The following is a 22639-nucleotide window of genomic DNA, read 5'->3' on the forward strand; positions in this document are numbered from 1 at the left end:
CTCTTTATTCTTTTATATTTAATTTACCAGTTAAGTAATCCGCCTTATCGGGTATGGATTAAAACCGGCGGATGTTATTACTTCTTAAAAACCGAATGAAAAAATTTCTACTTCCAGCCCTGGTGCTGGGTATTACCGGATGCTTAACGAGCCGGATGCTACCGGAAAACTCCCCGGCCACTGCTTCGGGGCGCAATTGGCGCGAGTACCTCGGCGGGCCCGACCGCAACCATTATTCCACTTTAAAACAAATTACCGCCGAAAATGTAGCTAACTTAAAGGTAGCTTGGGAGTACCATACCCTTGACTCGGGCCAGATTCAGTGTAATCCTATTATTGTGGATGGCGTCCTCTACGGCATGACGGCTACTACCCAACCTTTTGCCGTGGATGCAGCTACGGGGCAAGAACGCTGGAAATTAAAACCTAACGCCGAAACCAACGGGTTAAGCACCAGCCGGGGAGTAACGTATTGGGAAAGTGGCGACGATAAGCGCATTTTATATACCAACGGTCCTTGGCTCTACGCTTTAGATGCCCGTACCGGCAAGGCTATTCCGTCTTTCGGCGAAAACGGCCGTACCAGCCTGAAAGCAGGGTTGGGCGAAACCGCAAAAGATAAGTTCGTGATTTCGAATACACCGGGTACTGTTTACCAGGATTTAATAATTATGCCCATGCGCTTATCCGAAGGCGCCGACGCCGCTTTAGGTCATATTCAAGCGTTTGATATCCGGACGGGTAAATTGGCTTGGGTTTTCCGAACCATCCCGCAACCCGGGGAGTTTGGCTATGAAACCTGGCCGCCTGATACGTATAAAAACACCGATGTGGGTGCCGGCAATAACTGGTCGGGCATGTCCGTAGATCGGGAACGCGGTATTTTGTACGTACCAACGGGCTCGGCTGCTTTTGATTTTTACGGCGGCAACCGCAAAGGTCAGAACCTATTTGCCAACTGCTTATTGGCCCTGGATGCTAAAACCGGCAAACGACTCTGGCATTTTCAATTGGTGCACCACGATGTGCTGGACCGCGATCCCCCGGCGCCGCCCAACTTAATTACCGTAAAACAAAATGGCAAAAAAATCGATGCGGTGGCGCAGGTTACCAAGCAAGGCTACATTTTTGTATTTGACCGCGTAACCGGCCAGCCTTTGTTCCCGATTGAAGAACGACCCGTACCCACCACCGACGTAGCCGAAGAACAAACTTGGCCTACTCAGCCCTTCCCTACCAAGCCGGCACCTTATGCCCGGCAATCGCTTACCGAAGCCGATCTGAACCCCTACGCCGAAAATTTAGAAGAATTAAAAACTACTCTGAAAGCCTCCAGAAGCGAAGCCGGACCTTTTACCCCGTTGAGTAAACGAGGAACCATTATTTTCCCGGGGCTGGATGGTGGAGCAGAATGGGGTGGCACCGCCGCGGACCCCGATGGCATTCTGTATATAAACAGTAATGAGATGGCCTGGCTGCTGGCTTTAAAATCAACGGCACCCGATGCGAGTTTAGCTAGCCTGAGTTCCGGCGAACGGCTTTATGCCACCAATTGTACTGCTTGCCACGGTACCGAGCGAAAGGGCAATCCGGCAAGTGGCTATCCAGCTTTAGTAGATATTCAAAAGCACCGCACTACCGATTACGTAACTACTGTGGTTTCAAAAGGAAAAGGAATGATGCCCGCGTTTACTAAGTTTTCGGCCGAAGAGAAAAAAGCCCTCGTATCTTTTCTGTTCGGGACGGAGAAAATAGAGCCGGGCATTACCAAACTGAAAGAACCAGGTTTAGAAAATAAAAAAGGAATGCCCGATGTACCTTACCGTATTTCCGGTTACACCAAGTTCTTAGACAAAAAAGGTTACCCGGCTATTAGTCCACCTTGGGGAACATTGAATGCCATTGACATGAACACCGGCGAATATCTTTGGAAAATACCTTACGGCGAAACGCCCGAATTAGCGGCCAAAGGTTTGCCGCAAACCGGCTCCGAAAGCTACGGTGGCCCGGTAGTAACGGCTAGCGGCTTGCTGTTTATTGCCGGGACCAAAGACAAAAAATTCCGGGCGTACGATAAGAAAAATGGCAAATTGCTTTGGGAAACCACCTTACCAGCCGCCGCATTTGCTACACCTAGCACGTACGAAGTAAACGGAAAACAGTATATCGTTTTAGCCTGTGGCGGTACCAAACTGGGTGCTCCTAAAGGCGATAGCTACGTAGCTTTTGCCTTGCCGGATAAGTAGCAGATTAAATTTAATAAACAAGAAAGTTAAGAAACAGGGCAGCTTAGTTTTTTATCTACACTGTTTGATTTACTTAGTAAATAAATGAAATAAAAAAGGTGAACCCGTAAGTTCACCTTTTTTATTTTTTGGCTACATCCTTAATTTAACGAGTAGCCAAGGTTTTTGTTTGAGGTAGTGGTTTGGCATTTAAGTACGATAACTCGGAGTATACCACGTATCCTACTTTATCATTTACCCTTACCAAAGCCCAATGTGTATTCCATTTCTTAATTAATTCTACCCGGTCAGCCGTAGTAATGGTTTCGATAATGGGAGTAGAAGTACCAGGTTGCATAAACATTTTAATGTTTTCGTATCGGGCTTGCACAACCATTACAGGATTTTTGTTGTCGGCCATCGCGAAACCTAGTTGGGCGATCAGCACAAGGGAAAGGAAAATCTTTTTCATAGTTTTATTTTGTTAGAGTGCGTTTTTTTGTCTTTTCTTTTGATAATCAGTCACTTTGTGAATTGATTTCGTTAATAGGATTTGCAACGGTTATGCCAGAATTAAAAAAACTAGAAAAAGGCCCTAAAAATGCTATTTAAGAGGTTTTTACACTAGTTCATTGTTCGTTTCCGGACGAAACTGTTCGTTTTACTGTCCGGTTATAGCACAATTTGGAAATGCTATTTGAAAATAAATTCCTGTATTAGTAATATTCCTTTTAACACTAAGTAATACTTCACGTAATGAAGTAACTACCCCCACCATATGGAAGAATACTTCGAAATACCGGTAACTTATAAAGGCGAGCAGCTTTCCTTTACTTCCCGACTCTTACTAACTGGCTACACGCACAAAATTGAAGTCGAAGCAGATGGTCAGTTACTCTTATTTGAACCGGATGAAGACCAGAATTACCGTGCTCTGGTGGACGAAGCTCAAGTGAAGAGTTTCAAAATAGATTTAGGATTGCTAAAAGCCATTGCGGAGGTAATTGAATCTACCCGCAAATAAGGGTATGTTTATAAGTAGGATTGCGCTCTTGAAGGTAGAAAAATACCGCGGGTGAAATATACCAGGAGAATTTAAAAAAAATCTAAAGAGTATAGTACTTCAGATGATAAAGGGTTGAAAACGCATAAAATAAAAAAGGTGAACCCGTAAGTTCACCTTTTCTTTTGCTGATAGCCCAATACTCTGTTTAACGAGTAGCTAAGGTTAACGAGTAGCCAAAGCTCTTGACTGTGGCTGCGATTTCAGATTAGTTAATTCCGAAAACAACACGTAACCTACTTTGTCATTCACTTTAACTAAAGCCCAGTGATTATTCCATTTCCGAATCAACTCTACCCGGTCGGCAATAGTAATGGTTTCGATAATGGGAGTGGAAGTACCGGCTTGCTGGAACATTTTTACATTATTGTTCCGAACCTGAACAGCCATTGTAGGAGTTTTGTTGTCGGCCATTGCAAAACCTAATTGAGCGAACAGCACGAGGGAAAGAACAAGCTTTTTCATAGTTTTATTTCTTAAATTTTAGTTTTTCTTTTTGATAATCAGGTGGTTTAAAATTGATCTCGTAAAACAGTTTTGCAACGGTTGTGCCAGGATTCTAAAAACCGGAAATAGGGCCTAAAAACGCCGTTTGCTAGGATTTTATTTAAAAAAGCTGTTCGTTTTCGGACGAAACTGTCCGTTTTACTGTTCGATTCTAGCACAATTCGCAAAACTTTGGTAAGGCAATCCGTTAAATCCTATTTGTTTGAAGAGGTTTAATGCCGAGCGATCAAAAAAGAATTCTTTCCCGAACCGAAATATTTCAAGTTTTTGCTCCAGATTTATTTTTTTAGATAAATTAACCAGATAAATTGAACAAACAGTTTAATAAAACCTTCCTGAACCAAGACTAAGGTGAATGTAGCATAAAGCACTTATCCGGTTAAAACAAAACAGCCGCTCCTTAAGGAGCGGCTGTTTTGTTTTAACCGGATAACACGATATTACTGACTTATTTTATTAAAATGACTAACAATCAACACCAAGTCACGGGCGTTATCATAATCTAATTTATTCGCCGAAATAAAGGCTTTCATTTCTTTATTTTTCTTGGCAAAAATATCTTCCAGGTCGCGTTTGGGCTTACGTAACGCAATAATATTATTGTCGGGAGTGTGCAAGTAAAATAACTCCTGCACTTGCTCTACGTAACGCGAGTAATTGCCGTAACCGTAAGGATCGTAATACCGTCCGTAGCCGGCGTACATGGGTCCCGTATTCATGTTGCGGCGCACAATGGTTTCGCGTTTTACCAAACTGTAATTGCCTTCGTTTAATTGCTCAAAAAAAGCGGGCGCTTTGTAATCGCTGTAATCATTTCCCCGGTTCCACATGTAAGGTTTAAACGTTTGCGAAAAACGACCATCCGACACAGTAAAACTAGCTACGTTTACCGGTGCAAATGCCTGAATAGAACCATCTTTTAACGTAACGCGCACAATATCTTCCGTTCGATGATAGGCTAGAGGGCCACTCAAGGTGTCGCCGGAAGTTAAAACTACCCGCCCTTTCGGCCATTCCTGCGTATCCACTCGCTGCGCTTGAGCAGGAGCATGTATCATGGATAAACTTACTAATATTAAAATGCCAAAAATTGATTTTGTTGTTTTCAACATAGCCTCTTTTCGTTACAACCAACTATATTCTATTACTCTATTATAACGTTTTTTTATCAAAATATGGCATTTAAGCGCTATAATTTTTATTAAAATTTGAATATGTATAAGATAGAAAGTTTTGAAAAGAATTGAATTAGTTCAGGGAATTATATTACGAAAATGTTTAAAGCCTTCTCCATTTTATTATAAGCCGATAGAAGTAGTATACCAAATAAGAGAAATGCTTATAAAATAATAAGGCGCTTACTGTTTTGCTTTGTAATATTTCTTTTCAGCGGCTTTAGAAGTGAAAAAAGTAATGGGTAAATAATAGTTGGCTGAAACTTTATTGCCATTCTTGGTAGCAGGCGACCATAGATTATTGGATAAGGTAACAATTCGGATGGCTTCTTGATCTAAATCCGGACGTAAAGATTTAGCCACTTCGATGTTACTTAAATTTCCGTCCTTTCTTACGACAAATTTTACCACTACTAAGCCACTGATGTTATCTGCTAAAGCCTGCTTTGGGTAAATCGTATTATTTTTAATAAACTTACTTAACTCGTTTATTCCGCCCTTAAACTCAGGTTGTTTTTCCATCTTTTCCTCCACCCTCATCTGTGTAGAGTCGTTCTCTAGTACGCTATTTTGACTAAAAGCAAATGGGCAGATTAGATTAAATACAAAAACAACAAGTATTTTTTTCATTTTAAAAGATTACCTATCTACCCGGAAATAATTAACCACTTTTGTAGTAGTTTAAATACCTTCCGGCAAACTATCGTTCAGCTTTTCTAGTAATTGATCCGTAGAAACAGAATCAGTTTTGGGAGCGGAATAACGCGGCGTCGGGCAATAATAATCTTTCCGGATTTTTACGGTAGGTTTCGGGAAACGGCCCATTTTGTAGCCCAGTTCTTTTTCTTTGTAGAGTTTTTCCATAAACAAGCCGTAAATGGGCAAGGCCGTCTTAGAACCTTCGCCGGTAGAAGAGGTCCGGAAGTGGATGCTGCGATCTTCGCCGCCTACCCATACGCCCGAAACTAAATCCCGGGTAATACCCATGTACCAGCCGTCGGAGTAATTAGAAGTAGTACCGGTTTTGCCGCCAATTTCGTTGCCGTTTTTCCAGAGGTCGTATTCCCATAAAGCCTGCGAGGTACCACCTGGTTCTTCCATACCGCCTTTAAGCATGTGCACCATTAAAAAAGCTGTTTCCTCGCTAATAACCTTTTTTTGCTTAGGGCTGAACTGGTGAATCACGTTGCCATTCCGGTCTTCAATGCGGGTAACAAACATAGGATCGCTCCGGAAACCGTTATTCACGAAAGTAGCGTACGCACTTACCATATCGTATACCGATACGTCGCCCCCCGAACCTAAACCAATGGAAGGTACGGCTTGCAGGGGCGTAGTAATCCCTAATTTATGGGCATATTGCGCTACTTTATCCCAACCCACTTGCTCGGTTAACTGAGCCGTAACCGAATTTACCGACCGAGCCATGGCTTGGCGTAATGTCATGTTAATACCGGTATACGAACGAGTTACGTTATCGGGCTGCCACTCCATGGGTTTGCCGTTTTCCACGTATTTTATGGTAATCCGCTGGTCGCGAATGCGGTCACAGGGCGAATATCCGTTATCGAGGGCAGTTAAATAAACGAAAGGTTTAAACGTAGAACCGGCCTGGCGTTTAGCTTGCCGCACGTGGTCGTATTTAAAATATTTAAAATTAATGCCGCCCACCCAGGTTTTGATTTGCCCGGTAAAAGGGTCCATGGTCATCATGCCGGCGTGCAGGAAATGCTTGTAATGGCGCAATGAATCTAAGGGGCTTAAGGTAGTATCTTTCTCGCCTTGCCAGGTAAATACGGTCATCTTGCGCGGCGTATTCATTAGCTTGTTAATCTTGGCCTGATCGTTCCCATAAAGCTTTTTTAGTTTATGGTAATATTCGGTGCGCTGGGCAATGGTCTGAATGAAGTTAGGAATTTCGTTATGTTTCTCGTCCGTCCAAGGGTTTTTGCCTTTCCAGTGCCGGTAAAACTTTTTCTGCAGATCGCGCATTTTTTCTTCTACGGCGGCTTCGGCTAAGGCTTGCATACGCGAATCAATGGTAGTGTAAATTTTTAAACCGCTGGTATAAATATCGTATTTCTCGTAACCCGCTTTTTTATTTTCTTCTTCGCACCACTTTTTCACGAAATCGTTTACCGCGCCTTTAAAATAAGTAGCGGGCCCTTCGTAATGTTTTTCTACTTTATACTTTAAAGTAATAGGTAAAGCTTTTAGAGAATCGGCTGCCGCCTTAGTTACAATGCGGTATTTCGCCATTTTATCAATCACAAAATTACGTTTAGCCAGCGCATTTTTTGGATTAAATTTAGGACTGTACCGCGAAGGCGCATTTACCAAGCCTACCATCATCGCCGCTTCTTCGGGTTTTAAACTATCCGGCGAGGTGCTGAAAAACGTTTTAGCGGCTACTTTTATCCCGTAAGAATTAGAGCCAAAATCTACCGTATTCAGGTACATGGTTAAAATCTCTTCTTTGGTGTAATTGCGCTCGAGCTGCACCGCCAAGGTCCACTCTTTGGTTTTACTGATAAGCGTGTTGAGTACCGGAATATGCCCCAGAGCTCCTTGCGAATCGTCGGTGCGGGTTTTATAAAGATTTTTGGCTAATTGTTGCGTAATAGTACTACCACCTCGTTTCTCGCCGCGCAAAGTAAAATAAAAAACTGAACCGAGCGCCTGCGGGTCGATGCCGGAATGCTGATAAAAGCGTACGTCTTCGGTGGCTACCAGCGCTTTAATAAGAATCGGGGAAATTTTGGCGTAAGGTACCGGACTGCGGTTTTCGGTAAAATATTTACCAATCAATAAGCCATCGGCGGTGTACAATTCCGAAGCAATTTCGCTGCTGGGGTTTTCTAATTTTTCCAGGCCCGGCGAAGAACCGAATAAATACAGAAAATTAACCGAAACAAATACGACGTAAATAATCAGGAAAGCCAAACCTACCAGAAAACCTCGCCAAAGAAAATTGACACTCTTTTGATATATAGATCTTTGTTGCTTTTCAGCCATTCTATCCAAACAAAATCAACAATAAGAACCTCTTTTACCCTCGCGGAAAAATCGGACGTAAATATACTCTATCCAGCTTACATAAACGGACTTGGGCTAAAAAATAATGCACCAACTGCCCTTTTTACCGTACGCACCTGCCCAACCAACGATTAGTTTCATTAAAAAAGTTCTTGTTTTCCTTCCATTTACTTGGTCCTATTTAGTACTCCGGCCTCTATCTTGCCGGTTATAGCGAGCGTAAAAACCTTTGCATAAAAGCTTTGAAAGGCACATTTTATATGTTTTACTTATGTTAGTAGCGCAAATTTTTGATATACTTTTCACCCGATTTAGAAGTTATTAGAGGCAAGTAGTACTAAAAATGAGTTACTGTTGCTGGTACATTTTTTCGCAGAGGCTTTTTAAGTTTAACAACGACCTACCCAAAAATAGCTTCATCCGGCGGCGCATGTAAAAGTAGAAAAAGCGGTTTTTTACTACCCGGCTGTAATGAAATTTAATAGAAAGCTCCGTATGCTGCGAATCGACTACGGTCAGGTAAAAAAACAGAAGTGCGTTGGGAAATACCCGAAAATTATAAATTTTTTCTACGTACTCAATGTAATCTTCCCCAATAAAACTTTGTACTGTTTGAATATCAATCTGGCCGCGGTTCAGGTTACATTTATAGGCCATACCCATGCGGTTCGCCTTGGTAGTATCGTAGTACACGTTGGTCATTCCTTTTACCCAGGCAGGCTTCAGCCGGAAATTACTAATAATCCGCAGCACAAAGCGGGCTGGTGCCTTAATAGTAACGCTACTCGAAAAAGTATTTGGATATTTTTTACTACTATCCAAGCTGCGATGATTGGTAACCAGTAAGCGCAAGGGAGTTAAGTACGCGTACCGATACTGGATTTCGCCGAGGTGCTCGTAGTGCGTGGAGCCGGTCCGGAGTTGGGTCCAGTTGCTGAAGCTTTGCCGGATGGCTTCTTCGGTTTGCGTTTGTAAGAAACTTTCCGATAGCAGCACGTATTCGTTGCTGTCCACATTATTTTTTAACAGCCGGTGCGCAATAATTACGTCTTTCCCCATTAATTTTATGTGATCGCGAATTAAAGTAACGCTCAACTGACCATAGTGCACAACTACTTTTAAGGTAAGGCTGCTGCCCGCTAAAGAAGCACTCAGCGACGAGCCCCGGTCGCGCTCCACAATTCGGAGGTAATTCTGGAAATCAAGAAAAATTTGTTTGCATTGGTTTATTACTTCCTGCACAGAAGGCGGCGGACCGGGCCGGTAAAACAAAACGGCATCGCCCTGAATTTCGCTCAGCTTCATATCCAGGATATTCGCCTCAATAATAATTTCGAGTAAATCGGCGATGAGCGTGCGGCTTTGCTGAATACCGGTTTCGTTCACAAATTTGGTAAACCCACTAATATCCGGAATAAAAATCAGGGCGGGCTGGGTGTCGTCATCATCACTGTAAGCGTCCGGCGTAGCGGCGGTAGTGCTTCTTTTGTCTAACAAACCCATCTTGTATCGTAACTATCAGGCGATTAAATTTTGGTTAAGATTACCGGATAAACGGTAAGCCGGCTGGCAAGCCAGTTAAAGTAAAGCAATTTATTTTTATGCCCGTCGGCAACCAAGGTTTCCTTGCCAGAAATGCTTTCGTCTATTACACGGAGGCAAGGTAATAAGGGTTTCTTTAACCGGATAATTTATAGCGTTTATCTGGGTTTGTATAACGCGATATTTCCGCTAAATTTGCAAACTGCCCATTTATTCAGGTCTCATAGTTCAACGGATAGAATAGAAGTTTCCTAAACTTTTGATCCCAGTTCGATTCTGGGTGGGACCACTTAAAAGCCCCTTCATTATTACATGGAGGGGCTTTTTTATTTTCTTCGGAGATGTTTTAAACACCAAGCAAAAATATTAAGATCTTTTTAGACAAATATATTTAACTAATATTAAAAGGTCGATCCCCAAATGTAAAAAGGAGTGATACTTACTTAAGTGCACGTATTAGCATAACATAAAATACCAGATGTTATCCTACTATAAATACAGGTAAGAACCAGGTAAGTAAACCTAGCAATACTTATAGTAAAAGGAAATAGGGCCACAAGTGACCAGACAGCAACCAGCTGGAGTTAACTACTTTTAAAGGTTATGCTGTGTTAACGTCTGTATTTTTTCCGTTGTCAAACAGCTACATTTCATTAAAGATAGCAAGCTGACAGGTTATCTACCGCCAACATAGCTTAATACAATGTCGGCGATGTGGTGTTTTGTAGCAGGTAATTTACATGGTGAACAATTTAAGTATTAAATTGCCTGAGATGATGGTCGCTATGTTTATACGCTATGCGACCGGCTTGCTCGGGGTTAGTTTTCCAAAAAAGGGATGGACAAATCCGGAATTTTCCTTTAATGCATGTTCCGCCATAAGCTTAATCCATTCAGCCTTTGCAGCCGCGACATCGCCGTTACCGCTGATTTTAAAAGACGGAACAGTCGGCAAATTGGGTTTCAAAGGTTCATCTTTTAGTATATCTTTCAGGGCCATTTTACCAAACAGGTGCCCAAGAAACGATTGCCGGTATTGCTTTTTGCCCAGCAACATTTCTTCCCATAAAATGCCATGTTTCAGCATTTGATAAACATTCATTTTGCCCCATTGAGCTTTGCTATTTTCATTAAGGGTATTAATTCGGTTAATTAATTCTTCTCTGGTAGTTTCATCCAATATAGACTTCATAACGCAATTTGTTATAAATAATACACGGCTGGTGTTACTGATTAAGTTAAATGCTGTGCGATAACCATAAAGCGAGTAGTTGATTACGCCGAATTTAATTAGGCAGTTTTTATTCATTTAATTTGGCATCTTGCTCTTATCCAGGTAAAGCACGTTCCATTTATGCCCATCTAAATCGGTGAAAACACAACCATACATCCATCCTTGCATTTCCTTAGGTTTATGGTTACTGCTGCCACCAGCGGCAATTGCTTTCTTTGCTAATTCATCTACTTCTTCTTTGCTTTCTACTCCCAGGGAAAGTAATACTTCGTTTCCCTTGTCGGCTGAAGCAATATTACTGTTGGTAAAGCCTTTAAAAGTTGGTTCATCAAAAAGCATGACCACCACATTTTTTTGCCCAATTAATAAGCAAGCAGAATGGTCGGTATTACCCTGTTGTTGGTTAAAGGTAAATCCAAGTTGGGTGAAAAATTCTTTTGATTGAGCAAGGTTTTTTACTGGCAGGTTAATCCAAAGATCGGTCATCATTTTTATTGTTCTTAAGTAATTTAAATCGTAGGCAAACCTACCATCAATAAGCGAATATCAAACGGTGTAACAGCGACTAATTAAGGGGGAAATGCGACAACTAGCAGGTAGCACCAGTTCACCCGTAAAATTTTACTAATTTTGGGCAAAAGAATTAGCAACCTCATTATTTTCTCTGAAAATCAATTTATACAATAATATAAAAAGCCCTGCTTCAGCGGTTTAGTTTCGGCACCGATTATTGTTTTCAGATGTTGGTGCTAGTGTATTAGACACTGCCGGCACATAGCAGGCAATAGGCCGCCATGACGGAAAATACGTTGATTCAATTATAAAACTACTCCACTTGCAAGGTATCTTCGCTACTTTTAGTGAAAATTTCGAACAACTTTTAAAATATAGGTACTCGCACAGAATTAGTACAGAGAATTATTTTTATAACTATCCTGAATTCTTGTAGTTTATCACTCCAACAACGAACAACTGATAACCAACAACTACATTCGCATGTATTTTTCCAACCAAGATATTCAATTACGCCGGCAGAAACTTGCCTCTAAGTGGGATTCCTTGTTAAAGCCAGATGAAGCAGTACTGGTATACTCCGGTGAACCCCTTGCGAAGCCAGGCGGATTAGACCAAACCTACCCTTTTTTACCGCACCCGGCTTATTATTGGCTTACCGGCAGGCGCCGGGAAGAAGAAGTAATACTTTATAACAAAAATGAAGGCTGGTTAGAATTTCAGAAAGCAATTCCGGCGGAAGAAGCAGTTTGGGAAGGAGCTAGAAAAGACCTTTTAGTTTCCGGACCCGGGTATAATTTACTCGAATTAGGTAGCTTTCTAGAAAAAAATAAGTTCTCCCAGATTTATAAATTAGGCCAGGTTGCTGGTGTTGCCGGTAAAGCTTTTGATTTGCGGACCGCCTTAGACCAAACCCGACGGGTAAAGGACAGTTCAGAAATTAAACTTATTAAGCATTTAGCTCAAATAGCTACTTACGGTTATCAGAAAATTCAGGAAGCTGTGCATCCGGGAATTACCGAAAAAGAAATCCAGATTGTATACGAAGGCGAAATTTTAAGACGCGGCGCCCATACTGTTCCCTACGACACCATTATTGGAAGCGGAACAAATTCGGCGATTCTGCACGCTTTACCCACTCAAAAAAATGTTCAGGAAAATGAGTTTGTATTGGTAGATGCCGGCTGCGATATCTATGATTATTGCGTGGATATAACCCGCATGTTTCCATCGTCCGGAAAAATTTCTTCTCAACACCGCGCATTGTACCAATTAGTTTTAAAAGCCCACCATGAATGTATGGCTATGTCTAAACCGGGAGTATTCTGGCGCGATGTACATAACCACGCTGCCAAGGTAATAACGGAAGGTTTGTTACAATTCGGAATTTTAAAGGGTAATTTAAGCACGTTGCTGGAGAAAGAAGTTGTTTCTGTTTTCTTCCCGCACGGCTTAGGGCATTTGGTTGGCTTACGGGTGCGCGATACTGGTCAGGAAGAAAACGTAAACCCTAAAACTTACTTTGGTGCCCGGCTACGGGTAGATATTGAACTGGAGGAAAACCATTTGATTACCGTTGAACCAGGGTGTTATTTTATACAAGCGTTATTAGAAAACCCCACTATTAAAAGCAAATACTCGGACGATATTGCCTGGAACGAAGTAGAAAAGTGGAAACACATTGGTGGCGTACGGATGGAAGATAATATCCTGATAACCCGGGAAGGTAATGACAATTTAACCATCGGGGTGCCTAAGAGTACGGAATTTTAGACTAATTACGGTTCATTTTTATTACCAGTGAGGTAAGGAAATAGAAATACGTTATTAAAAAAATATCCTGCCCTTTAATGCTTTTGGCATTAAAGGGCAGGATAAATAAGTAATTGTAAATAATTGGTTTTACGCACCTAGTGGGAAGTTAAATACAAAACCGGTACCATCGGGAGTAATGCCATCAATGCGCACCATCCGGCTACGGGTCGATCCAATGGCTGCATCCAGATCGGCTAAGCTGTTTACGGGCCGGCCATTAATGCTGGTAATTATGGTACCTTTCGGAATGCCGGCGGAATCGAAAAAGCCGCCGCTTTGTACTTCGGTAATAATTACGCCGGAACGTAACCGGTACCGCTCTTTAATATTGGCCGGAATGGGGGCAAAGGCAGCTCCCAATTTGCTTTGCAGACCCGCCGCCCCATTGTTGCTGGCTATTTCCCGGTTTGCTTCTTCGCCCTTTAAAGTTATGCTGGCAGTGTTCGTACGACCGCCGCGTAAATAGGTAACTTCTACTTTATCTCCCGGACGATGCCGGGCAATTCTTTCCGAAAATTCAGCGGATGAAGCAACTTTTACTCCATCAATACTCTGAATAATATCACCGGCTTTTATTCCGGCCGCTGCGGCTCCGCTGCCGGATTGAATTCCGGTTATATACACTCCTTTAATGGAAGCCGGGTCAATGCCTTGTTCCCGCAAAATCTGATCTTCTACGGCCGGAGCCGGGAAACTTACGCCCAAATAGCCGCGTTTTACTTCGCCGTATTTCCGGAAGTCGCTGACCACTTTTTTCACCAAATTCACGGGTATGGCAAACCCATAACCGGCGTAACTTCCGGTTTGGGAAGCTATAGCCGCGTTAATACCTACTAATTGTCCGGTGGCATTTATTAAAGCGCCGCCACTGTTACCCGGATTAATGGCGGCATCGGTTTGAATAAAAGATTCGATAGCCGAGTTATTAGCCGCTTGCCTTCCACTGAAACCTTCCTGACTTTGGCGATTCAGAATACCGATACTCCGGCCTTTGGCACTCACAATACCGGCGGTAACCGTAGAATTAAGCGATAAGGGATACCCTACCGCCAATACCCACTCTCCTACCTGTACTTCGTCGGAATTACCGAGTTCTACTATTGGCAAATTAGCGGCATCCACTTTTACTAAAGCCAAGTCAGTGCTGGGGTCCCGGCCAATTAATTTAGCCTTGTACGAACGTTTATCCGGTAAAACAACCTCTATTTGCGAAGCATCTTCTATCACGTGATTATTCGTAACAATATACCCATCCGGAGTAATGAGCACTCCGGAACCGGAAGCCATAGCGGGCGCCGTAGATTGGGGAGAACCAAAAAAGTCTTCTAAAGGGTTACCGCTTCCACTTCTGGTACTGGCATACGTGGTTTTAATATGCACCACGGCCGGCGAAACCGCACTGGCGGCCTGCACAAAATTGGGGTTAACGGCCGGTGCTGCATTTCCATTCACCGAATAATTGGTTAGTCGAACGGGCTGTTCTTCTGATGAGTAATAATAAGGACTTTCTCTCTTGTCCAGGTATTTGAATCCTGCTACCGCTAAAACAGCGGAAATAAGTGCAGTTATCAAAATAAGGCCTGCTGTCTTCATGATAATTAAATAATAAGAGACGAATTTTAATTATAACTTTAGTTAATACACGAATAAGCTTATTTGCTTCAAAAATATAAATAAGAAGGTTTTTAGAAAAGCTTGCCGTTCCTGTTTTTAAGTACTGACGTGTCCGGAAAAAGTTTGTTAATTTTAATCTATAATTTCCTTTTAAGTAGTTGTACGGAGTTGTGTTAAGCCAAGTCTTTCGTTAATGATAACGGATTAGGTCTGGATAGCTATTCATTTTAAATTCGATTGTTCTTAACTTTCCTGACGGTTTAATTATACTAAAAATTCAAGATAAAGGTCAATCCTTATTGACAGTCCAAAATTCTATTCTTTATTCCTATTGCAAATTTAATGAGTACAAAAATTTATTTAACTCCTCGTTCGGTTACCACGATTTAAATGAATCGGATAGGTAAAAAATTAATTTACGATAAGCTTTAAGAAAATTAAAAAACAAAGTTTTGAAGTCAAAAAACTACTTACTCCTTCTGTTTTTACATTCCGGGGTAATTACCATCCGGAATTATTCAAATAACATTTAAAACTTCTTTTCCCTAATTATTTCAGGCCCTAGTAGCAGGCTTGCCCTGAAAAGCTAATTTTTGAAAAAGACTTTGTACCTACTCTTTAAAAAATAAATTGCCCTGATCTGATTTTTACCAGTATGGATACTCCTTATTATTCGCTTGACTTTGCCAAGAAAATTAGTTTTAGGAAATTAAAATTTTGGGCAATGAAAATAAAACGTGAACAGAAATAAAAATAACTTTTACAGGCAATGTTTATTTATAGCAGACGATAAAATTGCTTTTAAGTATTCGGACAGAAATAAATTAAAATATTTTGTTCTGCCGGAGGAATTTATACAGTTACGTAGCCAAGTAATTTCCTTTTTAAAGGATATAATATTGTTTGTCTTCTTGCAACTATTTATGGCCGGTTACTTAGTTAAAACACCCCAATATCTTTCAAAAATTTATAGACTTCCTTCACTAGTTCAAAGACAGCGCTTAAAAAAGCAATAGCTTTAATACCAGTAAGGATTATTTCTCTCCAATATGCAGAAGGCTTTTCTCGAGTTTTTCTAGTTTTCATGACACAACAACCTGTTTAGATAACTATATACGGGAATATGGTGCTAATATATTTGGTAAAAATCAACAATTTTTCCACAATTCAAAGATAAAAACTAATATTTTTAGTTTAATAAATAATAACATACCCCTATTTAAATAAATTCTAAAAAATTTAGTTAAATTCTACTAAAATATAAAAGATATAAAAGCCGCCCGTTTCATCACTCATCAAAAATAAAAGCCAGTTAGCAGGGCGACTAGCTGGCTTTAGTTAGGGTAGTTATTAATCTTATTACTTAATCAAAAGCACTTTTTGCTGGTAGTGTTGCGTTGGGGTTTGTAGCTGCAGGAGGTACATACCGACGGCTTGCAACGAGGCTTGCCACTTTACCCGGTAAGGTTGTTTGCCTTGCGCTTCTCCCTGAAACAAAGTTGCTATTTGCCTGCCTTGAAGATCATATACTCCAAGACTTGTTAGTTGCGTGTGCTCCAAAGTAAAGCTTACCGTTAGCTGTTCTTTGGCCGGATTAGGAGCCACCCAAAACCGGCTGTTCTCAGGTTGGAGAATTGGCTCGATTACGGCTACTGCTTCTCGGGCCTTATCAGCAGTACTGCTCAGCGGCGCTACCTTTACCAGCCAGTAATCGGCTCCGCCTTGACTGGGCTGGGTTCGGTCGCCGCTTACTCCCGAATCAGACTTCCCGCCTAAGAGCAATCCCCCATCTTTCGTCTGAAATATGGTGCGTAACTCTTCCGTGCCACTGCCGCCAAACCGCTGGTCAGCTACTTTCTCCCCGTTTTCATCTGCTTCTACTATCCAGTAATCACTACTGCCCTGGCTGGCTTGGCTCTTGTCCCCACCGATTCCAGAGTTCGAGAATCCGGCTAAAATGTAATGCCCGCCCACCGCATACTCACTAAACCGTAGTTCATCGTCCTGGTTGCCTCCGAAAGTTTTATCCCAGAGCTTCGTACCTTTGGCATCTAGCTTCACTAACCAGTAGTCTTTCCCGCCCCTACTTGCCTGGCTCTTATCGCCCCTTTTCCCCGAAGTACTCGTGCCCGCCACAAACAAGTTAGTGCCGTTGCTCCTTCCCAAAGTGTATACTTCTTCCTGCCCGTTTCCGCCCAAGGTTTTCTCCCATAGTAAGTTGCCTTTTTGATCAATTTGTACCAGCCAGTAGTCGCTTCCTCCCTGGCTGACCTGGCTTTTATCGCCGCTGATGCCGGAGTAAGAACTACCTGCCAGCAAAAAGCCTCCGCCCTGTGTATCGCTGAAGCTACCCAGCTTTTCTTCCAGGTTGCCGCCGTATTGTTTATCCCAGAGCTTTTCGCCGGTGCTGCTAATTTTAATGATCCAGTAATCGCTACTGCCCCAACTCACCTGACTTTTATCGCCGCTTTTGGGGGAACTGCTGTTTCCTCCCAGCACGTACTCCCCGGAAGGTAGTTGCAGCACTTTCCGAAGATTATCCGCACTCGAGCCGCCAAAAGTTTTATCCCATTGTTTGTTACCTTGCTTGTCTACTTTTACGATCCAGTAATCCCAATTTCCCCTACTAGCTTCCGTTTTATCGCCACTTTTTCCCGAAAGCGAACTACCACCGAGTAAATACCCGCCGTCTTTGGTGGGATAGACCCGATTGAGAAAATCATCTTCGCGGCCGCCGTAGCGTTTGTCCCAGAGTTTTTTGCCGTTCTTATCACTTTTCACGATCCAGTAATCGTAATTACCTTGGCTCGGCTGGCTTACCTCGCCGCCCACGCCGGAGTTAGTGTAACCGCCACTTAAGTATCCTCCATCCGAAGTTTTGATAACCGAAGTGAGATTATCGTTACCCGAGCCGCCGTAGCGCCTATCCCATTGCGCCATAAACGGCAGCGCTTCTTTTATTTTTATTATCCAATAATCCATAAAGCCTCTACTACCTTCACTTTTGTCTCCCCCCGTTTCTGACCAGGAATTTCCGCCTAACAAGTAACTACCATCCGGAGCTGTTATCAGGGAATACAATGCATCGGTACCAGTACCGCCAATGGTTTTATCCCAGAGCTTATTGCCGGTACTGTTTAGTTTAATTACCCAGAAATCAGAAGCACCCCGGCTCAACTGGCTTTTATCGCCGCTTATTTTTGAATCAGACTCGCCGCCCAGTAAGTAACCCCCATCCCGAGTAGTTATAAGAGTATTTAGTTTATCTCTGCCGTTTCCTCCGTAAGTTTTATCCCACAGTTTATTTCCTTTTTCATCAATCTGCAATATCCAATAATCTTTGCCCCCATAGCTGTGCTGCGTTTTATCACTACTTATTTTTGAGTCCGAAGAACCACTTAACAAATAGCCTCCGCTGGCTAGCTCCAGCAGGCCATCCAGTTCATCTATGCCGGTGCCACCAAAGGTTTTATCCCAGATTTTATTGCCAGTACCATCTGTTTTTACCACCCAATAATCTGCCGTTGATTGGCCTTTATTGGCTTCCGACTTATCCCCGCTTTTTCCTGAATTGGAAAAACCGCCTAGCAAATAACCGCCATCGTGGGTAGAAATAATAGTGGTTAGATTATCATCGAGAGCACCGCCTAATGTTTTATCCCATTGTTTATCACCAGTACCATCTATCTTTACCAACCAGTAGTCGCGCGAACGGTCCCCTTGGTTCGTTTCTGTTTTATCGCCCTCATTATCCGAGTTAGAAGAACCACCTAATAAATAGCCTCCATCGGCGGTAGGAATAATTGTAGTAAGAAATTCGGAAAAAGTACTACCAAAGGTTTTATCCCACAATTTATTACCATTGGCATCTATTTTTACAATCCAATAGTCAGTAGATCCGGAGTAACCTTTATTTGGTTGGGTTTTATCGCCATTTTTGCCGGTATTGGAAAAGCCGCCCAGCAAATAACCGCCGTCGGGGGTAGCGATCGAGCTGACTAAATTTTCAATACCATTTCCGCCAAAGCGCTTATCCCAGAGCTTTATGCCTTTACTGTCTGTCTTGAGTACCCAGAAGTCACTACGGCCCCGACTAGCTTGGCTTTTATCACCACTAGTTTCCGAATCCGAATCTCCCGCTAATAAATAACCACCTTCCGGAGTAGCCACTATGGTTTCAAAGTAATCGTAAAAATTACCCCCGTAACGTTTGTCCCAGAGTTTAGAAATAGAAGAATTATTCTCTACCAGAAAAGTGCGGTAAACATCAACGGCCGGAAAATAGCTATTATCCCCGGCTTGTGAAGCTTTAATGGTAACCGTACCCGTTCCGGTGAGAGTTAGAATAGTATCTTTAAGAGTAGCCGGTCCGGAAACAATGCTCAAATTAACGGGTAACTTTGAACTAGAGGAGACGGAAAGCGGGAAAGATTTGTCCTGTAGGGTTTTATTCAGGACTGGTTCAAAGGTGATGCCTTGCCATTTTTTGCCACTTTCCTGTAGGTTTACCATCCAATAATCGTACTCTCTTTCGGGTTCACTTTTTTCCCCGCTCTTAGCTGACCCGGAAGTTCCTGCCAGTAAGTAACCCTCCGGAGACTTGGCTAAGCCGACTAATTCATCATTTAAATCGCCCCCAACGGTTTTGTCCCAGCCTCTGTTACCGTTTTCGTCCATTTTTATAACCCAATAATCAACGGTCTGGTAATTTTCTCTACCCCGATTAACTTCTAACTTATCGCCTCCTTTACCAGAAAACGACCAACCGCCCAGCAAATAGCCATAACCCGGGATAGGTAATAGGGAAGTAAGTTGTTCGTTATTATCGCCCCCGAAGGTTTTATCCCATACTTTTTTGCCGCTAGCATTTATTTTCACCACCCAATAATCGGTACTACCCTGGCGACCAGCTTCCGTTTTGTCGCCGCTAATACTCGAACCAGAGGAACCGCCCAGCAAATAACCGCCATCCGGGGTAGGCACCATAGCATTTAAGTTATCGTGCTGTTGGCCGCCGAAAGTTTTGTCCCAAATTTTAGTGCCATTGGCATTTATCTTCACGACCCAGTAATCAGGAGTGTCGTAAGCTCCTCTATTAACTGTACCTCTGTTGTTTTCACTCTTATCGCCACTAATTTTAGAGAAAGAATGCCCGCCCAGTAAATAACCGCCATCGGGAGTAGTAACCATCGATAATAACTCGTCTTCATCGTTGCCGCCGTAAGTCTTATCCCAGAGTTTATTTCCTTTACCATCCACTTTTATCACCCAGTAGTCAATCCAACCCTTATTGGCCGACGTCTTATCGCCACTTATGCCGCTGGCTTGCGAAGAACCGCCTAACAAGTAACCGCCGTCGGGGGTAGCTACCAGGGTTTTTAATTTATCAAAATCCTCGCTGCCAAAGGTTTTATCCCACTGCTTAGTGCCACTGGCATTAATTTTTACCACCCAGTAATCGTAAGTGCCGCTACCGCGGTTTGCTTCACTTTTCTCGCCGCTTTTATCCGAAGAAGACCAGCCACCCAACAAATAACCACCATCCGGAGTAGCTATCATTGTTTGTAATTCATCCTGGCCGCTTCCGCCGAAACTTTTATCCCATTCCTTTATTCCGTTTTTATCTGTCTTTATTATCCAATAATCCGTTGCTCCTCTTCTGCTCGTACTCTTTTCGCCGCTTTTTCCGGACCAGGAAGTACCGCCCAGTAAATAACCCCCATCAGTGGTTGCCGCCAAGGCCTTCAGTTCATCAGACTGAAATCCGCCCAAAGTATTATCCCAAATCTTATCTTGCGCATTAACCACACGTAAAAAGCTACTCCACCATACTAGAAAGGCTAGCAGCCACCGAGAAGAAACAAAATTCAATAATTTTGAACAATGGGTAGAAAAAGGGGCTTTCATCTAATTAGGTTTTAAGAAACAAAGGAATAAATTGCAGTAACGGGATATATTTAGCTAATCGAAACTTTACATTAACCAACCAAATAGCAGGAGTAAGTAGTAAGTAATTAAAAGAAGGTGCAGGTTTATTTTAATTACCCTATAAATTAAGAAATTTCTGGAATTAATCTAAGTATTTTTGTTTAAATATCCAGGAGCATTAACCCGTGAGAAGGCTTTCCATAAAGTGGGTATTATACAACTGACGTCAGCCGGGCGAGCACGTTATTATCAGATGTACTGGGACTATCGACTTTAAAAAATTAAAAATTTTTAGAGTTGACCGGCATCTTTGCCGGCTAATTTTTCTTTATTAATTAACCTTATTTAGTTAAAAGTAATTTCTGCTGCTACTGATTAGCCGTTCGCCATTACAGTAAATGAATATCCGCTGATAGACGCCTAGCTTGTCCCGCTACTTGGTAGGTTTGCCTGGCTTTAGTTCTCCCTGAAACAAGGTAATAATTTCTCTTTTAACCACAATGGAGATAGCTTTAATGCAACTTTCACCAGCCAATAATCTAACCCTTCCTGATTATCTTGCGTCTTATACCAAATCGTACTATTGGTTTCCATAAAGTACGATTTGGGATTATTAAGCAGTTTACCTATTCTACCTTAAAAATCAGCAGACAACAATAATGTTACTTTAATAAGTATTACCGGCTACATCTGGCATTATAGTACTACTTTTAAACTTTTACATTTTACTGTTTTTACCGGCAAATTTTTGATATTCAGCATTCACCTGGTCGTCGGTGAGAGTATTGCCGGAATGAATAATCAGGCGGTGGTGGAAAGTTATTGATTTACCGGCCGGTAGCTTAAAGTTTAGTTCTTCTTTACCGTCGCTTAAGGCTTTTTGGCCTAGCGGGTTAGCCGCGAACAAACCATAGCCCCGGGCGTGCCAATACGTAGGAAAACCAACATTCTGTGGATTATCCAGCATTACCACGGATATAGGTTCCTGGTTGATTTTTCCCGTCAGGTTTACCCATCGGCCGCGCGTGCCCCATACGGCATCACCTTCTTTGCCTTCGGAGCTGCGGTATTTTCCGGTTACTCCTTCGTTATTTAATTTGGCCACCGGAGTAGCTTTGCCACTGGCATCGGTAAATACTTCTGGTTTATCGGATGGGTGCTCCAGTTCCCGGGCCAACCCGAGGCCAATTACGCCTTCTTTGTTATCTTTAAAAGTTACATCTTCCTTTAGAGCAGTAAGGGTGGTAATGCGATCGATGTAGCGATCATTGTTTTTCCCGCTGAACACAAAACGGGTATCTTCGCGCAGCAGGTTGGTACCATCCGGTTTTTGCCAGTCCATGGTTACGGCAAGTTCGGCCTGATTTTCTCCATTGGTCATTTTTGTTACTTTCCGGTGCTTAATGGTACCGTAGCCGTTTTTTTTATCCGCTTCTATAGCCGTGGAATTATTCCAGAAATCCAAACCGTTTACATCGCCGTAATTAAACCACAAACCCACGTGGTGCGGATGATCTACGCGCTCACCCAGCCTCGGATCGTAAGGCCAGCCGCGGGTTATAAGGGTACCTTTGGAAGTCCGCAAGGGATACAAAACCGGCTTCATTAAATCATCCGGGTAAAAATAAGACGTAAACGGCTTCCCATCAACCAGAACATCTACCCGCTTATTTTTCTCATCAGCTACCAGGGTAAATCTCTGGTTTTTAGATTTAGTTGAGTTTTGAGATTTCACATTAAAATTTACACCGAAAAGCAGAACGGTTAAAAACCCAATTGACAATAACAGAAAAAAGATTTTTTGTTTCATGGTTAACGTACTAGTAATTGAGAGGCATTATTCTTCATAAAGTAAGCGGTTGCAAGAAAAAGGGATGATAAAACTCTCGTATTACCATCCCTTCTTACGGTGAATCAATTAAAAAGAATTTAACTAGTGTTCAGTAAATTATAATATAACGAGTTGTTTAACCTAAAACAAGCTGAT

15 protein-coding genes and 1 tRNA gene are annotated in these 22639 nt (G+C 42.3%); 4 read left to right on the top strand and 12 right to left on the bottom strand.

The window, feature by feature from the left end; all coding sequences use genetic code 11:
• Positions 1-95: 95 nt before the first annotated feature.
• On the top strand, positions 96-2246 hold the full coding sequence (locus AHMF7605_RS15690) for an outer membrane protein assembly factor BamB family protein (RefSeq protein ID WP_106930888.1): 2151 nt from the start codon (positions 96-98) through the stop codon (positions 2244-2246).
• Positions 2247-2391: 145 nt separating this feature from the next.
• On the opposite strand, the gene AHMF7605_RS15695 is transcribed toward AHMF7605_RS15690, so the two are convergent.
• Positions 2392-2697: an SH3 domain-containing protein gene (locus tag AHMF7605_RS15695; RefSeq protein ID WP_106930890.1), complete on the bottom strand. Its 306-nt coding sequence runs from the start codon at positions 2695-2697 to the stop codon at positions 2392-2394.
• A 306-nt stretch (positions 2698-3003) separates the two neighbouring features.
• Here AHMF7605_RS15695 and AHMF7605_RS15700 point away from each other — a divergent pair, with 306 nt between their 5' ends.
• Positions 3004-3249, top strand: coding sequence for a hypothetical protein (locus tag AHMF7605_RS15700; RefSeq protein ID WP_106930892.1), 246 nt, complete (start codon positions 3004-3006; stop codon positions 3247-3249).
• A gap of 204 nt (positions 3250-3453) precedes the next feature.
• Here AHMF7605_RS15700 and AHMF7605_RS15705 read toward each other — a convergent pair whose 3' ends face one another.
• The 5 genes from AHMF7605_RS15705 to AHMF7605_RS15725 all read right to left on the bottom strand — a co-directional run bounded on the left by AHMF7605_RS15705 (position 3454) and on the right by AHMF7605_RS15725 (position 9509).
• Positions 3454-3753, bottom strand: a complete 300-nt coding sequence (locus tag AHMF7605_RS15705; protein WP_106930894.1) for an SH3 domain-containing protein — start codon at positions 3751-3753, stop codon at positions 3454-3456.
• A gap of 482 nt (positions 3754-4235) precedes the next feature.
• A complete protein-coding gene (locus AHMF7605_RS15710) occupies positions 4236-4907 on the bottom strand; it encodes a hypothetical protein (RefSeq protein WP_106930896.1) in 672 nt (223 codons plus the stop codon).
• Positions 4908-5153: 246 nt separating this feature from the next.
• The gene (locus tag AHMF7605_RS15715; protein ID WP_158267522.1) at positions 5154-5510 is read right to left on the bottom strand and encodes an energy transducer TonB; all 357 of its coding nucleotides are present in this window, start codon (positions 5508-5510) and stop codon (positions 5154-5156) included.
• 141 nt (positions 5511-5651) lie between these two features.
• On the bottom strand, positions 5652-7985 hold the full coding sequence (locus tag AHMF7605_RS15720) for a transglycosylase domain-containing protein (RefSeq protein ID WP_106930900.1): 2334 nt from the start codon (positions 7983-7985) through the stop codon (positions 5652-5654).
• A 369-nt stretch (positions 7986-8354) separates the two neighbouring features.
• A complete protein-coding gene (locus tag AHMF7605_RS15725) occupies positions 8355-9509 on the bottom strand; it encodes a DUF2652 domain-containing protein (protein WP_106930902.1) in 1155 nt (384 codons plus the stop codon).
• A gap of 256 nt (positions 9510-9765) precedes the next feature.
• On the opposite strand from AHMF7605_RS15725, the gene AHMF7605_RS15730 reads away from it, so the two are divergent.
• A tRNA-Arg gene (locus tag AHMF7605_RS15730) sits at positions 9766-9837 on the top strand.
• Positions 9838-10344: 507 nt separating this feature from the next.
• Here AHMF7605_RS15730 and AHMF7605_RS15735 read toward each other — a convergent pair.
• Both AHMF7605_RS15735 and AHMF7605_RS15740 read right to left on the bottom strand, forming a co-directional pair.
• Positions 10345-10857 carry a hypothetical protein gene (locus AHMF7605_RS15735; protein WP_233219142.1) on the bottom strand — a complete coding sequence of 171 codons (513 nt, stop codon included), beginning with the start codon at positions 10855-10857 and terminating at the stop codon, positions 10345-10347.
• Entirely contained in the window at positions 10858-11271 is a 414-nt protein-coding gene (locus AHMF7605_RS15740) for a VOC family protein (protein WP_106930904.1), read from the bottom strand. It lies immediately after the preceding gene.
• 507 nt (positions 11272-11778) lie between these two features.
• On the opposite strand from AHMF7605_RS15740, the gene AHMF7605_RS15745 reads away from it, so the two are divergent.
• Positions 11779-13068: an aminopeptidase P family protein gene (locus tag AHMF7605_RS15745; protein ID WP_106930906.1), complete on the top strand. Its 1290-nt coding sequence runs from the start codon at positions 11779-11781 to the stop codon at positions 13066-13068.
• Positions 13069-13197: 129 nt separating this feature from the next.
• Here AHMF7605_RS15745 and AHMF7605_RS15750 read toward each other — a convergent pair whose 3' ends face one another.
• The 4 genes from AHMF7605_RS15750 to AHMF7605_RS15760 all read right to left on the bottom strand — a co-directional run bounded on the left by AHMF7605_RS15750 (position 13198) and on the right by AHMF7605_RS15760 (position 22462).
• Complete coding sequence (locus tag AHMF7605_RS15750; RefSeq protein WP_106930908.1) at positions 13198-14703, bottom strand: trypsin-like peptidase domain-containing protein; 1506 nt, start codon at positions 14701-14703, stop codon at positions 13198-13200.
• Between the two features lie 960 nt (positions 14704-15663).
• Positions 15664-15810, bottom strand: a complete 147-nt coding sequence (locus AHMF7605_RS29760; protein WP_158267523.1) for a hypothetical protein — start codon at positions 15808-15810, stop codon at positions 15664-15666.
• 273 nt (positions 15811-16083) lie between these two features.
• The gene (locus AHMF7605_RS15755; protein ID WP_106930910.1) at positions 16084-20631 is read right to left on the bottom strand and encodes a T9SS type A sorting domain-containing protein; all 4548 of its coding nucleotides are present in this window, start codon (positions 20629-20631) and stop codon (positions 16084-16086) included.
• Between the two features lie 739 nt (positions 20632-21370).
• Positions 21371-22462, bottom strand: a complete 1092-nt coding sequence (locus AHMF7605_RS15760; protein ID WP_106930912.1) for a DUF6807 family protein — start codon at positions 22460-22462, stop codon at positions 21371-21373.
• Positions 22463-22639: the final 177 nt, after the last annotated feature.

Source organism: Adhaeribacter arboris, from assembly GCF_003023845.1.
In the GTDB taxonomy this organism is placed as follows: Bacteria; Bacteroidota; Bacteroidia; order Cytophagales; family Hymenobacteraceae; genus Adhaeribacter; species Adhaeribacter arboris.

Bases quoted from the DNA above. Each gene is read 5' to 3' on its own strand.
- AHMF7605_RS15690 (WP_106930888.1), top strand. From the start codon at position 96: ATGAAAAAATTTCTACTTCCAGCCCTGGTGCTGGGTATTACCGGATGC.
- AHMF7605_RS15695 (WP_106930890.1), bottom strand. From the start codon at position 2,697: ATGAAAAAGATTTTCCTTTCCCTTGTGCTGATCGCCCAACTAGGTTTC.
- AHMF7605_RS15700 (WP_106930892.1), top strand. From the start codon at position 3,004: ATGGAAGAATACTTCGAAATACCGGTAACTTATAAAGGCGAGCAGCTT.
- AHMF7605_RS15705 (WP_106930894.1), bottom strand. From the start codon at position 3,753: ATGAAAAAGCTTGTTCTTTCCCTCGTGCTGTTCGCTCAATTAGGTTTT.
- AHMF7605_RS15710 (WP_106930896.1), bottom strand. From the start codon at position 4,907: ATGTTGAAAACAACAAAATCAATTTTTGGCATTTTAATATTAGTAAGT.
- AHMF7605_RS15715 (WP_158267522.1), bottom strand. From the start codon at position 5,510: ATGAGGGTGGAGGAAAAGATGGAAAAACAACCTGAGTTTAAGGGCGGA.
- AHMF7605_RS15720 (WP_106930900.1), bottom strand. From the start codon at position 7,985: ATGGCTGAAAAGCAACAAAGATCTATATATCAAAAGAGTGTCAATTTT.
- AHMF7605_RS15725 (WP_106930902.1), bottom strand. From the start codon at position 9,509: ATGGGTTTGTTAGACAAAAGAAGCACTACCGCCGCTACGCCGGACGCT.
- AHMF7605_RS15735 (WP_233219142.1), bottom strand. From the start codon at position 10,857: ATGAATAAAAACTGCCTAATTAAATTCGGCGTAATCAACTACTCGCTT.
- AHMF7605_RS15740 (WP_106930904.1), bottom strand. From the start codon at position 11,271: ATGATGACCGATCTTTGGATTAACCTGCCAGTAAAAAACCTTGCTCAA.
- AHMF7605_RS15745 (WP_106930906.1), top strand. From the start codon at position 11,779: ATGTATTTTTCCAACCAAGATATTCAATTACGCCGGCAGAAACTTGCC.
- AHMF7605_RS15750 (WP_106930908.1), bottom strand. From the start codon at position 14,703: ATGAAGACAGCAGGCCTTATTTTGATAACTGCACTTATTTCCGCTGTT.
- AHMF7605_RS29760 (WP_158267523.1), bottom strand. From the start codon at position 15,810: ATGAAAACTAGAAAAACTCGAGAAAAGCCTTCTGCATATTGGAGAGAA.
- AHMF7605_RS15755 (WP_106930910.1), bottom strand. From the start codon at position 20,631: ATGAAAGCCCCTTTTTCTACCCATTGTTCAAAATTATTGAATTTTGTT.
- AHMF7605_RS15760 (WP_106930912.1), bottom strand. From the start codon at position 22,462: ATGAAACAAAAAATCTTTTTTCTGTTATTGTCAATTGGGTTTTTAACC.